This window comes from Shewanella sp. KT0246, assembly GCF_019654955.1.
Classification (GTDB): domain Bacteria; phylum Pseudomonadota; class Gammaproteobacteria; order Enterobacterales; family Shewanellaceae; genus Shewanella; species Shewanella goraebulensis.
In genome coordinates this window covers 170954-187873 of sequence record NZ_BPEV01000003.1, presented here as the reverse complement: position 1 = coordinate 187873, position 16920 = coordinate 170954, and the positions used below count along the sequence as shown (strand labels likewise).

The 16920-nt window shown below is 42.3% G+C and carries 3 protein-coding genes; 1 reads left to right on the top strand and 2 read right to left on the bottom strand.

Translation table 11 applies throughout. From position 1 onward, the window contains the following. Window positions 1-17 precede the first annotated feature (17 nt). Entirely contained in the window at window positions 18-13991 is a 13974-nt protein-coding gene (locus tag K5Q58_RS02845) for a VCBS domain-containing protein (RefSeq protein ID WP_220752310.1), read from the top strand. A gap of 112 nt (window positions 13992-14103) precedes the next feature. Here the strand turns inward: K5Q58_RS02845 and K5Q58_RS02840 are convergent, their stop codons facing one another. Continuing rightward, a complete protein-coding gene (locus tag K5Q58_RS02840) occupies window positions 14104-15108 on the bottom strand; it encodes a lipid A deacylase LpxR family protein (protein ID WP_259651207.1) in 1005 nt (334 codons plus the stop codon). Window positions 15109-15393: 285 nt separating this feature from the next. Further along, window positions 15394-16920: an EAL domain-containing protein gene (locus K5Q58_RS02835; protein WP_220752308.1), complete on the bottom strand. Its 1527-nt coding sequence runs from the start codon at window positions 16918-16920 to the stop codon at window positions 15394-15396.

The following is a 16920-nucleotide window of genomic DNA, read 5'->3' as shown; positions in this document are numbered from 1 at the left end:
GTACTGACGATAAAGCCGTGATTGCGGGCACTGCAACGGCCTCACTCACTGAAGATAAAGACGTTCACTCGGGATTATTAAGGGTTGATGGTGCGTTAACCATTACTGATAGTGATAACGGCCAAGCTCAGTTCAGCGCAGAAACCCTGCAAGGCCAATTTGGTTCGTTGACTATCAATAATCTCGGCCATTGGACCTACACCGCGGATAACGCACAAGCCAACATTCAAGGTCTGAAAACGGGTGAATCAGTAACTGACACATTGCTGGTTCACTCTGTTGATGGCACTGAACAACAAGTCACCGTGACCATTAACGGTACTGACGATAAAGCAGTGATTGCAGGCACTTCAACTGCAACACTCACTGAAGATAAAGACGTTCACTCGGGATTATTAAGGGTTGATGGTGCGTTAACCATTACTGATAGTGATAACGGCCAAGCTCAGTTCAGCGCAGAAACCCTGCAAGGTCAATTTGGTACGCTGACTATCAATAATCTCGGCCATTGGACCTACACCGCGGATAACGCACAAGCCACGATTCAAGGTCTAAAAACGGGTGAGTCGGTAACTGACACATTGCTGGTTCACTCTGTTGATGGCACTGAACAACAAGTCACCGTGACCATTAACGGTACTGACGATAAAGCCGTGATTGCGGGCACAGCAACGGCCAGCCTCACCGAAGATAAAGACGTTCACTCGGGATTATTAAGGGTTGATGGTGCGTTAACCATTACTGATAGTGATAACGGCCAAGCGCAGTTCAGCGCAGAAACCCTTCAAGGTCAATTTGGTACGCTGACTATCAATAACCTCGGCCATTGGACCTACACCGCGGATAACGCACAAGCCAACATTCAAGGTCTGAAAACGGGTGAGTCGGTAACTGATACCCTACTGGTTCACTCTGTTGATGGCACTGAACAACAAGTCACCGTGACCATTAACGGTACTAATGATTTACCCGTTATTTCAGGAGCATCCTCAGGAAGTGTTGTTGAGCAGGGTGAGAATCTTATAGGAACTGCAAATATTAGTGGCAAACTTACTGCGACTGATATCGACTCTACTGACAGTATTAAATGGGCGATTAGTCAACCTCAAGGTCATTTTGGCAGTTTATCAATTGATCAGCATGGTAACTGGAGTTATCAGTTAGATAATTCAACAGCAGGAGCGGCAGATAAGTTGGCTACAGGCCAGCAGCAACAAGAAACTTTTTGGGTAACTGCAACGGACTCATCTGGTGTTGATGTACCACACCAAATAACTGTTGATATAACTGGAAGCAATGATAGACCCATTGTCACCGCTTGGACTCAACTAGCTTCAGGGACAGAAGATAAATCTGTCATAATAAAAGCTGCCGACTTACTTACACACGCAACCGATGTTGACGCTACTGATACTCTGCAAATCGACCATTTGCAAGCAAACCATGGTCTTCTCACCAACAATCATGATGGCAGCTATACCTTTACTCCAGATAAAGACTATAACGGTGAAGTACGCTTAACTTATAACGTGGTAGATGGACAAGGCGGCAGCGTAAGTACCCAAGCTAAATTCAACCTAGCAGCATCTCCGGATAATGCCATTATTACTGATGCTCAAACAGACCTGAACGTACGTGGTGTCACAGAAGATCGTGGTTACATCGATACCCATTATCAACTGCACTACAACGGCCAATTGAACATACAAGATCCTGATGTAGGTGAAGCCCAATTTGATCCCAATATAGGCCCGCAAACTTACCAAGGAATTGGTTATGACACAAAGTTAGGTGGTCATGTGTTGCTAATGCAGGATGGCCGTTACACTTACACCTTGGACAATCGCCATATCCAAAATTTAGCAGAAGGTGAAGTTAAACAAGATTCAGTAGTCATTCGCTCCGGTGACGGTACCTCCCATACTATTGAGCTCACAGTACATGGTACTAATGATAAACCAACGATTACAGCCCAATCTCATAGCGTTATTGAAGGCGGCGCGCAGTTAAATGGACAAATGCTTGGCCATGATGTTGATACTGGTTCAAGGCTACATTACTCAACCCCACAGATTGATGGACTCACATTAAACCCCGACGGCAGCTACAGCTTTGACCCTAGCCATGCAAGTTATCAATCACTAGCCTCTGGGGTAACAAAAACGCTAACGATTCCAGTCACCGTCACTGATGAACATAATGCCAGCGCCACACAAAACCTTTCTATTAGCATAACCGGCACCAATAATGCCGCCGTCATTGGTGGCGTTGATACTGGCGATGTCACCGAGGGAACTGCTGGACAAGATATGTCGCCAGATTATGCTCAGCCAGGCATGGCTAAGTTAGGTCAAGCAGCATTAACAGCTGATGGCAAGTTAGATATTGTTGACCCCGATACAGGAGAATCTCAGTTTGATCCTAAAGGCGGTGCCTGGAATAACTCTTACCATGGACAATATGGACACTTACTATTAAACACAGATGGTACTTGGCATTACGATGTTACCGTAGGGAGTGTTGATTGGGTCGGAAATCGTAAGACAACAATCGGCACTGTCATTGATAAATTAGGTGAGCATCAAACGTTAACTGATACCATTACTGTATACTCCAAAGATGGCACTTCGCACGATATTGTTATCACCATTCACGGAAGTAATGACAGACCTTACTGTTCGTCAGAAGTGATTCTAAATGCAGGTAGTGAAGATACTCGCCAAACTATCACTGTAGCGCAACTGCTACAAAATACTGTCGATGTCGATAACAATGATGTCGGGCTGCTAACTATTGAAAACCTGCATGCAGACCATGGTTCGATTAAGCACAATAAAGATGGCAGTTTCTCATTCAGCCCAGAAAAAGATTATAACGGTCAAGTCCATTTCACCTATGACGTGAAAGATGGACATGGCGGCGTCACGCATACAAGCGCATCTACCACTCTTTCTGCAGTCAATGATAACCCTGATGTTTCACCGTTAGCCGACAGCATCAAAGAAGGCGCAAGTCATAACCTAGACTTGCTAACTGGCGCTACAGATATTGAGGGCGATACGCTACATATCGAGCAACTGACTTACTCTATCGATGGTGCTCCTAGCACAACACAATTACCATCAGGATTATCATTAGCCGCTGACGGTCATACCTTAATGATTGATGCCACAGACCCAGCCTATAATCATCTAGCCAATGGTCAATCACTTAAAATTGCAGTGTCATACCTTGTTAATGATGGTCATGGTGGTCAAAGCCAACAAACTGCAAACTTAACGATTCAGGGGACCGATGACAAAGCGACACTTGTGTCTAATGTTATTCAGCTAACAGAAACCCAAGCTCTCGATAGTCAATTTAAAACTTACAAGGGCAACTTACAGCTTGTTGACCCCGATACTGGTGATAAAACCCATTTCGCCCAACTGAGTGGAACATATTTAGGCCAAGGTTTTGCCCCTGGTAATCTCGATGTTTGGTCCGATGGCTCATATCAATTTAGGTTGGAAGGCGCGAGTAATCGCCATGCAGATGATCTTATCAGCAGCTTGCACACTGGTGAGTCGCTGGAGATCCCGTATGAGGTTAAAACTAGCGACGGCCAAACATTGACCATCATGGTTAAAGTAATAGGAGAAGATAACCAAGCCAGAATAGAAGTCGGCCGGTACTCAAGCTTTAATGAGCATGCTTATGAAGACAACCTCTCCCCAGGCAGTACGCCGAATCAGATTTACAGCGGCGGGAATTTACATGTTATCGATCCCGATCATGATCAAGCAGGCTTTATTGCACAAAATCTAACGACCCCTGAAGGTGGCCATTTCTTTATTAATACCAGAGGTAACTGGGCTTACACCATAGACAATGACAAGTTGCAACATCTAGGTGCAGGTCAAAGTTATCAGAAAACCTTTACCGTTGAATCTATTGACGGTAGCGCACATCAGAATATTACAGTCACTGTCCATGGTACCAATGATGCGCCCGTGGTTTCAGCACAAGTACAGTTGGCTGTGGGCACCGAAGACACCGATATACAACTGAGTACAGCCGAGCTAATAGCCAATGCCACTGACGTTGATGACAATGATGCAGGCCAGCTCAGTATTGCCAATTTAACTGCAGATCATGGCACTATTACAGTTAATCCAAACGGTACGTTTACCTTTCATCCTCAGAAAGACTACAACGGTCAAGTTCATTTTAGTTATGACGTTAAAGATGCACATGGTGGTGTCACACATACGGGTGCAACGACAACATTAGCGGCGGTTCAAGATAGCGCAGTTATTACAGAAGTTAATACTGGTAGCATCATTGAAGACGGGCCTCATGGCAGCAATACTAATGGCACAGTAAATGAGATAGCCACAGGTACACTGAATGTTACAGACCCTGACAGTGGTGAAAATGCGTTTAGATACAGCCAATTAGGAGAAACAAAAATACACGACCCGTTCGGGGGTATGTTACGTATAGATAATGGTGGAAGCTGGGGTTACAGTGTAAACAACGCTAACCTTCAACACTTAGCTGAAGGTCAAACTGAAGTTGTTATATATCGCGTACATAGTAAAGATGGTACACCCTACGATCTTCATATTAATGTCACGGGGACTAATGATGCACCCACTATAAACCAAGTGCATTTAACCAATGGTACTGAAGATGTCAGTTACCAAATGCAAGCAAGCCAGTTTGGTTTTAGCGATGTTGATTCAGGCGACACACTTCATTCTATAAGTTTAACCAATCTGCCAAGCTTAGCTGAAGGTAAATTTGTTTTAGATGGACATGATGTGTCTGTAAATCAGATTATCGATGCCGGAGATATCAGTAAGCTGCAATTTGTTCCAGCGAAAGACTTTAATGGTGATGTTCATTTCAGTTATACCGTGAATGATGGCCATGCCGATTCAGCCCCTGCAACAGGCTCTTTAAATATTGCTTCAGTGGAAGATCTATTAATCGATAGTGGAGTACGTGACTTAGGTGTAACGGATGAAGATACCACCACCCACTTTACAGAAGCACAATTATTGGAACATTTATCTGATGTTGATGGCCCATTGCATGTAAGTGGCTTACCAACATCGGCACATGGTGCAGTCACAGCAAATGCTTCTGGAGGGTATGATTTTACTCCAAACCCTAATTACCATGGCCCTGCTGAAATTGACTACAAAGTCACTGATGGCTCGACTGAATATGCTAAAACAGCTCAACTATCTGTAACCCCAATCACCGATACAGCACAAGTCGGCCTTAGCATGACAGCCCAACAACAAGTGATGCAGTTAGGTACAGATGGTTCTGCCTCTGCAATGAACAATGGGGTGTTACAAACCGGCGACCAAATCAATAGTGTCGCAGTCGAGTTTAATGTTATCGGCGGCCCACAAGTCACATCGGGCTCAACACACGGAGCCACCTACTTTAGTTATGCCAATAGTGAATCAGATAATGAAATGTATGCTTGGAAACCAAGCAATTTAACTATTGCGATCCATGGCACTGAATACGCTACAGGAATCGATACAACTCAAGATACTGCAACTCACCGCTATTCAATTTTATGGGATTCAAATACAGGGGTACTGCAAGTATTAGTGGATGGTGACGTTAAGTTTACTCATGCAAATGTCCATAAAGGCCAACCAATGAATGGTCATGGCACCCTAGCTATTGGACAAGATCAGGATGTGGTTCATGGTCAGAAATTTGTGCTTGAGGATGGCTCACATCAATCTCATGGGTTTGGTGTTAATGACGCATTTCATGGTCAAATTTTTAGTACATCAATGGTGACGAATCACCCTGTAGTCCCCGCTTCTCTTCAGCATGCTCCTCTAGCGAATACGGTTGATAAAGATAATGGCCTTGTTATTGATATGAGAATGTCAGCTTCAGGGCAGTTAGTTGATATGACTGGGCACCATCAGCTAACCTCTTTTGGATCGTTAACCTCACATACTGTGTCAGTTGATACAGGAGTCGCTATTCCTAATAGTGATTCTTTACTGAATCTTAGCCCTCATATTGTCGACCCCGTTGATCCCGACGACCATATTTCTAAGGTAGAATTACTAGGATTGATTTCAGGCACAGTCATCACCGATGGTACTCCTGGGCACAATCATGTTGTTTCATCAATGACGGATGCTCTCAATATTCAGGGCTGGGATTTAGATCATCTTACCGCGCAGTTACCTGGAGGCGATAATCATAACATGGGCATTATTGTTCGTGTTGAAACTACCGGACCAGATGGTGCAACCTCAATCACAGAAGCACATCAACCTTTGGTGCTTGACCCAACCAAACCGATCCCAAATGCCACAATTAGTGGTGATGATAATAAGGCAACCGACGAAGATACGGCGATATCGGGACAGTTACTCATTAGTGATACCGATCCATCGCAAGCACATTTTGATACAACGCCAATTGATGGTAAATATGGGCACTTAACAATGGATGCCGATGGTCATTGGACTTATACACCAAATGCTAAAGCCAATGCCTTAAATAAAACTGATCATGTGCAAGATACATTAATTGTTACTTCACTTGATGGCAGCCAACATCAAATTATTGTAAATATTGATGGCCGTGACGATAACCCTGTTGTTACTGAACGCGCAACTCCTAAAACGGTTATTGAAGACGGCGGGCCTGATCATACTCGTACCTCAGGTATGATTGATATTACCGATCCTGATACCGGTGATACTCATGCTATTACTGAGCAAACAGACGTATTGGGTAAATATGGACATTTTTCAATTGCCGCGAATGGTGGTTGGCATTATGAACTTGATAATACTTTAGCTGCCACTCAAGCGTTAGCACAAGGGCAACACGTTACCGAAACATTCAATGTGGTTGTTACTGACAATGAAGGTGGGCAAACTACTCACACAATGCATTTTGACGTGCAAGGTAGCAATGAAGCGCCAACTATCGCAGCAAGCACAATTTCAGCTAATGAAGATACCGACTATCACTTCACTGAGACTGATTTTGGTTTTACTGACAGCGATGGTGGTTCATTAGAGCACTTAACGATTACGGAGTTACCACCTAAATCTCAGGGGGTATTAAGCTTAAATGGTCATGCTATAACGGCTAACCAGCAAATCAGTAATGCGGATATTCCTAATTTGGTGTTTACGCCAAATCTTAACTTTAATGGCAATGTAAACTTTAAATATAGTGTTAGCGATGGTCATGATAGTTCAGCAGAAGTTCAGGCTACTATTGATGTTGCTTCTAGAAATGATGCACCAACGATAACATCAACTTCACTGAGCGGTACAGAAGATAATACTTATAGCTTCAATGAATCTGATTTTGGTTTTACCGATGTAGATACTTCAGATTCATTAGACCATATCACGTTGACTAACTTACCTGATGCATCGGAAGGTAAGTTTGTACTTGATGGACATGATGTCTCTTTAAACCAAGTTATTGACGCGGGCGATATCAGTAAGCTTCAATTTGTACCAACCAAAGACTTTCATGGCGATGTCAACTTTGCTTATACCGTAAATGATGGCCATACTGATTCTGCACCTGCAACTAATACGCTTACATTCTCTAGTGTTAATGATGCTGCCATATCTGGAAATGTGGATTTAGGAAACACAAATGAAGATACTGATTTCACTATCACAGAGGCGCAACTATTAGCGCTAGCAACTGATGTGGATCATGATGCATTACATGTAACCTCTGTAAGTATTGATCCTCAATATGGGAAAGTGGTTGATAACGGAAATGGGTCATATACGATTTCTCCATTCCATAATTTGTCAGGAGAAGATCTTCCTTTATTTTTTGATATATCAGATGGCCATGTTACAACACATGCGCAAGCGCATTTTGATATTCAAGCAATTGCTGACTTACCTAAATCTTTTATGGCAGAATCAATATTAACTGATTTTTCAACGCCAACAATTATAGGTCATGGCGGAACTTGGCAACGAACTGACCCTACAGTATGGGGGTGGCATACAGACAACCCCGATGGAAAAGTAGAGCACGGTAAAGGGGCTGCTTATGGCGACACCTCAGGTTCAAATATTGGCGTTGTTGAGTTAGAAGGTGGCGCGAATGAACCTTCAAATTTATACCGTAACATGCAAACACAAGCCGGTGCCCACTACGCATTAGATTTTGATTTGTCGGGTCGTACTGGGGTGAGTTCCAAGTCAGCATCAGTAGAGGTACTCTGGGAAGGCAAGGTTATCGCAATACTTGAACCACCCGCGAATGCATTTGGCTTTCATCATCATCATTATGATTTAGTTGCCACAGGAGAAAGCTCAAAAATAGAACTTCGAGCTGTGACACAAGACGGTTCAGGTCCTGTAATTGACAACTTAGGTTTAGATTTTAATGGCCTTACCACTGAAGAAGATCATCCAATGGATCTTCGCCTTAATATGCACCTTACCGATACTGACGGCTCTGAAGCTTTAGGTGTAAAAATTTCAGGCTTGCCAATCGGTTTTATGCTAACAGATGGTTCACATACTCAAATGGTTGCGCATAATGGTGATGAAGTGAATGTGCACGGCTGGGATATGGATAAATTGCAATTAGTACCGCCAAAAGACTTTAGCGGTACAATAAATGCGAATGTCGTTGCAGAGTCAACAGAACAAAGTAATCAAGATACGGCATCAGTAACTTACCCTTTAGCGTTAACATTCACAAATGTAAATGACTCTCCAATTCTTGCTAAAATTCAATCAAGTAATATTAACGAAGGTGCTCAAGTCTTAACCGGAACGTTCACCGCTACAGATGCCGATACTGGCGATACGCAGGAGTTCACTACAACCTCCGTTGTCCCAGGCTTTACCCTAAACACCGATGGAGGCTATAGATTTGACCCAAGTCATAGTGCTTATAATCACCTAGCAGCAGGTGAAACGGAAATACTGACTATCCCTATTAAAGTGACTGATGCCGTAGGTGCTACCGATACTGAAAACCTTGTTATCACTGTCACAGGAACAAACGATCAACCAACAGCTGTAACTCAAACTCTTTCTGGCACTGAAGATAACAATTATCAATTCAGCGTATCTGATTTTGGTTTTACCGATGTCGATACTACCGATTCATTAGACCATATCACGTTGACTAACTTACCCGATGCATCGGAAGGTAAGTTTGTACTTGATGGACATGATGTATCTTTAAACCAAGTTATTGACGCGGGCGATATCAGTAAGCTTCAATTTGTACCTGCTAAAGATTTTCATGGCGATGTCAACTTTGCTTATACCGTAAATGATGGTCATGTGGACTCAGCACCAGCCAGAGCATCAATACATATCGCTTCAGTTGACGATCCATTAATCGATAGCGGTATGCGTGATTTAGGTACAACGGATGAAGATACCACCACACATTTTACAGACGCGCAATTACTCGCAAACTTATCAGATGCCGATGGTGCGTTACATATAAGCGGCGTGCCGACATCAACTCATGGCACAGTAACAGCGAATGCATCAGGAGGGTATGACTTTACCCCGAATGCAAATTACCATGGACCAGCTGAAATTGACTATAAAGTCAGTGACGGAACGACCGAGTACGCCCAAACGGCTCATTTAAGTGTGAGCTCAGTTACCGATGCAGCAACGACTTCCTTGTCTGCAGAAGTTCAACGTACAGCATTTGGCCTAACCTCATCATCTGACCATGGATATATCAAGCCACATGGCGATCAAATTGAATCGGGTGGTGATTTACACGCTTTTACGGCTGAATTCACTTATATCCATGATCCCAAAATCACCATTGGTACTTATCAAGATTTTGTTATGTTTCATGGGGTTAAACCTGATGGCACGCCTGATATGGATGGCGTTAATTTCGGCATGTGGACCTTTGGCGGTAATTTGAAGTTTACCAGTTCACATATCAGTGGTGATAACGGCAACCCTGGAGTCAATTTTAATGATGGTCAAGATCATCGTATAACCATGACATGGGATGGTAAAACAGATACCGCTCTACTTTATGATAACGGTGTTTTAAAAGTTACGGTTCATGGTTTTGCAGGAAGTGATCACATTGCGGCAAATCCATTTTTAAATGTAGGCAGTAAATACGTTCCGGGGCATTTTGCAGGACAAGATAAATTTCCAGGACGATTGCTCTCAACTAGTTTTGCCTCGCAAGCACTTACACCAGAACAAATTCAACATGGCCCCGTGTATGAATCTGTTAGTAAAAATAATGGTCTATTAATCGACATTCGATCCGACAGTCATGGCCTTATATCAGACCAAACAGGTCACCATCAGCTTGATATTGCTGACTTACATACGTTTACAGGTGAAATGGTCAATACTGGCTCAACGGCTTTAGCGCCAGGCGATGTATTACATATGCACCTGTCAGTAGCGGCTCCTATAGATCATGACGATGTTCTCAGCAAGATAGAGATATTGGGACTTGCGAAAGGCACGATTCTTAGCGATGGTCATCATAGTTTAACGATTGGCTCAGCGGTGCAACATGCGGATGTTACCGGTTGGGATTTAGATAAAGTGACAGCAACATTACCTGCTCATGGCGATCAGAACATGCTAATGCAGTTAGTCGCAACCACGACCGGACCTGACGGTATAAGTACAACCGATAGTGCAAAACTACCAATAATATTGGATGTTAACTCTCCTGTCCCAGACGCTGTCATTACCGGAGATGAACAACTAACCACAGATGAAACCTCTACTGTTTCTGGCCAACTCATTATTACAGATACAGACCCATCGCAAGCACACTTTATTGCTGAAGTGATACCAAGTGCTCATGGTCAATTTACTGTTAAAGCAGACGGAAGCTGGGAATTCACCCCAAGCAAGATTGCAGAAACATTAACTCAAGGACATAACGCGACAGATATTATTACTGTAAAGACTATCGATGGAACAGAGCAACAATTGAGCGTAACACTCAATGGCAGCGACACAGCACCAACAGCCGTTAGCACTGACCTAGGAGAGTCTGTTGCAGGATCTGTTAGAGTCATTCAAGAGTCTGACTTATTGGCTCAAGTAACTGATGTTGATACTGCATTACCAAATTTATCCATAGTTCCGGGCTCACTAACGTCACCACACGGTACCTTTAGCGTTAATCCTGATGGCAGTATTAACTTCACGCCTGATGCAAACTTTAGTGGTCAAGATCTTGAAATAGCATACAAAGTTACAGACGGTACTTCAGAAATTGATGGTAAAGCTATTATTGATGTCTATCAGCCACTTACTATAACCCACATCGAAAATGATACAGGTACAAGCGCTACTGACTTTATTACCTCAGATGGCCATCTTATCGTTCATGGAACAGGTCGCCCTGGGGATATTGTTCATGGTTTCGATTTCGGTTTACTTTCTGGGCTAGAAGGCATTGTTGATGCAAGTGGCCATTGGGTAATTGACGCAAGTGCAGTTGATCGCGCTGATAATACATATTCTTTAAGTGTTTATACAAATGAAGGTGGAGCATTTGTTCAAGCGCAACATGCTGTAACGATAGATACAGCCAAACCTACTATTACTATTGATGCTATTTCACATGATGATTGGATTGACCATAGTGAACATAATCAGTCATTATCGATTACGGGAGAAACCTCCCATGTAGCTGACGGCGATATTGTTAAAGTCACAATTGCTGGCCAGCATTATACGGCAATAGTCCAACATAACCATTGGCAACTTTCGATTCCTGCTGCTGAAGTAGCTCAAATTGCAGATAATGCTTACGTAGTGCACGCAGAAGTATCTGCTACAGCATCAGGAGAGAGTAGCTTTAGTGACCGCCACGTTATTGTTTCTGCAGACTTATCTACATTGGAGGTTTCAGAATCAACAGAAGAAGATACAAAAACTACTGCTGCAGGTAATTTATTTTCTAGTAACGGTATTAACTCTGTGACTAACGCAGGTGATTTACAAGGTAACTTCGGAACATTGCGGTTAAGTGCGGATGGTTCATATCACTACGTATTAGACAATAGTCATCATAGTATTCAAAGCATGGCTTCAGGTGATACGCGATCAGATAACTTCTTTATTACCTATACCAACCCGAATGGTGATATAAAACACGCCATACTCAATGTTGGTATTCATGGTACTAATGATGCGCCCACTATGACGGGAACATTTGAGATTTCTCGCTCAATTACCACTGGGCATTTAACGCATACCCATTCATATGGTTACATTAATATTAATGATGCGGATCAAAGCGACTCATCAACTGTTGAGTACATAGATCAAGATGGTATAAGTCATACTTTGAATTTAACCGACCGTTACCCAGATGAAATTGAAATAAAAGGCATTGGTAACTTTAGTATTGAACCGGATGGCCGGTGGGTATTCAATCTGAGTAGAAGTGGTCCGGAACGTGACCAACTCACGAAAGAGGTTGCTTCTGGAAAGATACATACTGAAAGTGTTACTCTCAAAGTAACTGATTCACACGGGCAATCTAGGTTGGAAACATTAACAGTACATATTGGCGATGGTAAAACCGGGCCTCAAATCTTTGGAGCCTCAGAGTCTACTGTGACTGAAGATAATGTCTCTCATTCTCATGGTCTTTTGGACTTGTTAGTTGGTGATGTTAAAGTTGAAAGTGGTGTTACATGGGAAATACAACCAGGTAGTGCAGCTCAATATGGCGACTTAACTTTTCAGTCGGATGGAAGTTGGGAATATCAATCTCATAATAATGATCCTAGAGTTCAAGCATTATCCGAAGGTGAACGCCTTGAAGAAAACATTTTAGTTACCGCAACAGATTCTCTTGGCCACAGTGTTGATCAAGTAATGAAACTTGCCATCATTGGTACAAATGACGTACCTGTTGTTGGACATGCCCTTGCTAATACGGTTGTTGAAGATCATCTGCTCACTCTTAGTAAAGCTGATTTACTTGCTAACGTTCACGATACAGACGCTAAAGATGTGCTTGATGTAAGCCATTTATCAATAGTCGGTGGTGGTACTATTACCCAACAAGGTGACCATTGGGTTATCAATCCAGGTTTGAATTTTAATGGTGATTTACGTTTGAATTACACTGTAACAGATGGCCACGTTAATATTGAAAACAGTATGGCGATTCATGTGTCACCTGACGCCGATACTCCTACCATGAAATTTACTAAGCATGTCGGTGATTTAGCTTCGCCACTCGATACTATGGCGATTTCGGGTAATGAAAATACTGATTTAGCGCTTAATATTAACGTATCCAGTCCTGATATAAATGAAACACTCACAGTTGAAATCACAGGCGTTCCACCAGGGGCTTCGCTATCTGCGGGGACTGAAAATAACGGTATATGGACACTACAACAAAGCGAATTAACTAACCTCAAAGTTATTCCTGAAGCTGACTTCCATGGTCATTTTGATTTGACGATTAGCGCCACGTCCCATGATGGCAGCTCAACCAACTCTGCAAGCCAAGTGATTGCAGTGGAAGTTATCCCTGCATCGACATTTACTCCAGCGCCAGTATCACAAAGCGATGAACCAGATACGCTAAATCAAAGTGATGATATCGACGTTAGTTTAGTCATTGACAGTACCGATAGTCTAGCCGCACCAGCACCCATAGATCATTACTTACAGATGGTTGGATTAAGCCATGATGAGATTAAACCAGATACAGGCATTCCAGACCTAGCGGGGTTGCCAACAATGCATGAGCTTAACACTGCTGATCCACAAGCAGACATGCTTGATACTGTTGAAGTCGATGCATTTGAAAACCCATTAGATGACGAGCATAAAGAACACCCGCAACATGCAGACCATGATGCTGCCAGCGTAATTGATGCGCCAACAGAGCAAAGTGACATTAATCAAGATAACGATGATGACATGCTACACCAAGCATTAAACGATATGCATAATCAGTTTTAGGTGTGGCAAAACATCTAATACGGTAAACATGGACGTGACTTTAATGTATAAAAGCCTTTAACACCTTGTATTTCTGTGCATTGTGTTAAGGGCATTTATAATTGTATTTTCTTTACAACACCTTGCTATAACTAATCACGCCATAGCCGTGCCAGTCGTCCACATCAGATTTGTACTCTTTGCTGTAAAAGTCGAAGCTCCAGCGCACTGACCAAGTGGGAAAAGCCCAAATGACACCCAGGCTTGCTTGAGCTTGCTGGTTGTTAATTTCAAGCGGCGATTCATAGGGAAGATCACCTTCAATCGTTAAGTCATTAAAGCGGTATCCAGCCTGCATTCTGGCATAGGCCATCCAGCTTCCATATTGATTAGCTGAAGAAGTAAAATCGCCAAAGTGCCCTGCTTGGCTAGATAACTGACCAAATGTTTGGCTTAGCTCATCGCCCCAACGGACAGTTAACCCAAGGCTAGATTGAGAACGAAAGTTACCTGCCATGGTATGGTTAAATACACTCACATCCCATTGGCTATTTTCGAATGCTTGCTGACGAAACAACAATGCCTCCACCTCGTAAGCAACTTGCAACGTCAACTGATTTTCAATCTGGTAATCCCAGCCTTCAGGCGTCGTCGATGAGGTAATTTTATGTACAAAAGATTGCATGTACTCTGCGCCAGATGCAGGGCCAACAACGCCCAAACTCAGCCAGTTTTTTTGTGCAAGGGTTGAACTAAACACACCGGTATAACTTTCTAACTCTAAAAAGCCAGCATAAGGCCTTTCTTCAGGTTGAGGAAAGTCATAAGCGATTTCAGTAGGCGTCCACATTCGGCTATAAAGCTTTGCCCCACGGTGAACTTGCTGGCTTTGTTGTGGAAATAATAAAGCTGATTGCCATTGAAAAGCTGTAGAAGCAGAGGAGAAATCTTGCTCAGGTGTTGCATGCCACCCCAGTAAAATACCACTAGAGTAATCACCATCTGAACCAATAATCACATCATTATCAAAACTAAAATAAATCTGCTCAGCTGTGGCTTGCGAGGCTACACAGATTAATGACATGACAGCCAATACTGATAGTGGAACAGGTAATTCCTTTAAGTGATGTTGACTCAAATTAACCTCTTTCAGTTCAGTATGTGAATAGCACCAGATAATTCAGTTTAACCGAACATCAGCATCACACAACGTCCTTTGAAATAAAGACTTAATTCAAATAATAGCCATTACTTACTCGCTACCAGCAAATTACAATTAGGCACTTTTACTTATATCATTCGACAGCCGTAACCGAACACTAGCAAACCTCTTAAAATGTATCCCAGCATTAATCACTAACGCTGGGAATACATCAATTATCGTTTTTATCAAAAGCCATCTAACTTAAATAAAACCCAATCATCAGACATTCTGATAGGCATTAAAAAAGTCTTTTGCCTCTAGTGGCTTAGAGAAAAAATAACCTTGGACTAAATCCACGCCCTGCACTTTCAAATAGCTAACTTGAGACTCAGTTTCCACCCCTTCAGCAATGACGCTCAAGCCCGACTTTTTGGCAAAAGAGATAATTGCATCCAAGGTTTTTTCATTAAAGTTATCTTTTACACCAATGGTATCGATAAAAGCTTTATCAATTTTAAGGGTACTGATACCCAGGTTTTGCACATAACTAAAACCGCCATAGCCCATACCGGCATCATCAAGCTTTAAATCGACGTCAATAGCATAAAATTTATCTAGCATAGCGCGGGCTTTAGCTAAGTCTGTAATGGGGTGCCGCTCAGTGATTTCTAGCGAAATCCGATGTTTACCTAGCTTTCCAGACTCTTTAAGCGCCTTAATATACAAGTAAAGTTGATCGCTTTCTAAATGCTCAGGAACAATATTAATACTGATAAATAACGGCTTAACTTGTTCACCAGCTTGTTCAATATCGTCAGCCATAACATCAAGCATCGAATAGGTCATATCTACGATTAACCCATCAGATTCAGCAAAGGGAATAAATTGGTTTGGTGGGATCAACTCTCCACTTGATTGACGCCAGCGCATTAATACTTCAACACCGACGATTTCATTTGTTTGCGTATCAATAACAGGCTGATAAAAAGGGATAAACTCTTTATGTTTGATAGCACTTTTTATGTGAGCACGAGTTGAACCATAAGACTGTTTCCAAGACCAATAGCCTATTGATAACGTCAACGCCATCACAAAGCTAACCAACGCACTATATAGCCAATTTAACGATTTATACTGAGCAAAAAAGTCTTCATTGCCCGATAGGCTAAATTTGGCAATGTAATATTCATTTTTATGAACCACTTCTTCTAAAATGACATGGTCACCTTCAAACTGTTCAAAGCCAAACTCCATCATTGGAACCGCTGCCAACGAGTCATAAATGCCATCAATAGTGATGGTGTACTCTAGGCAATCTTCACAATTTACAGGGATGAAATAACGAGGGTTCATTGGCACAATGCTCGCCACATACTGCTTTTTGCCAGATTCATATGATAAAAATAACTCGTGCACATCTGAGTCAATTTGATTGATAACGGCAAGCTTTAAATCAGGACCAATTCGGTGCCTAACTAACTTCTCTACATGACGGGGCATCACTTGCGAACGACAAACAACTTTTAACTGTTCCATTACAGCAAGCCAGCGAATAAATGTGGAGTTAAATACCGACTTAGTCAGCAAATCTTCATTTTGACTGTCGCAAACATAGGTGTCATTAATTGCCGGTAAACTTTTCAGTTCTATTGCAGTATCTTCAATATACATGGTCAATTTTTCAGACAGTATTTGAGCGTCACGCTTAATAAGCATTTCAGCAACTAGCTCATCTAACGCTTTAAAACCAAAAATTAAAACGAAAAAACTCACTATAAATATTGCGCAACATTTCACTCTTTCCAT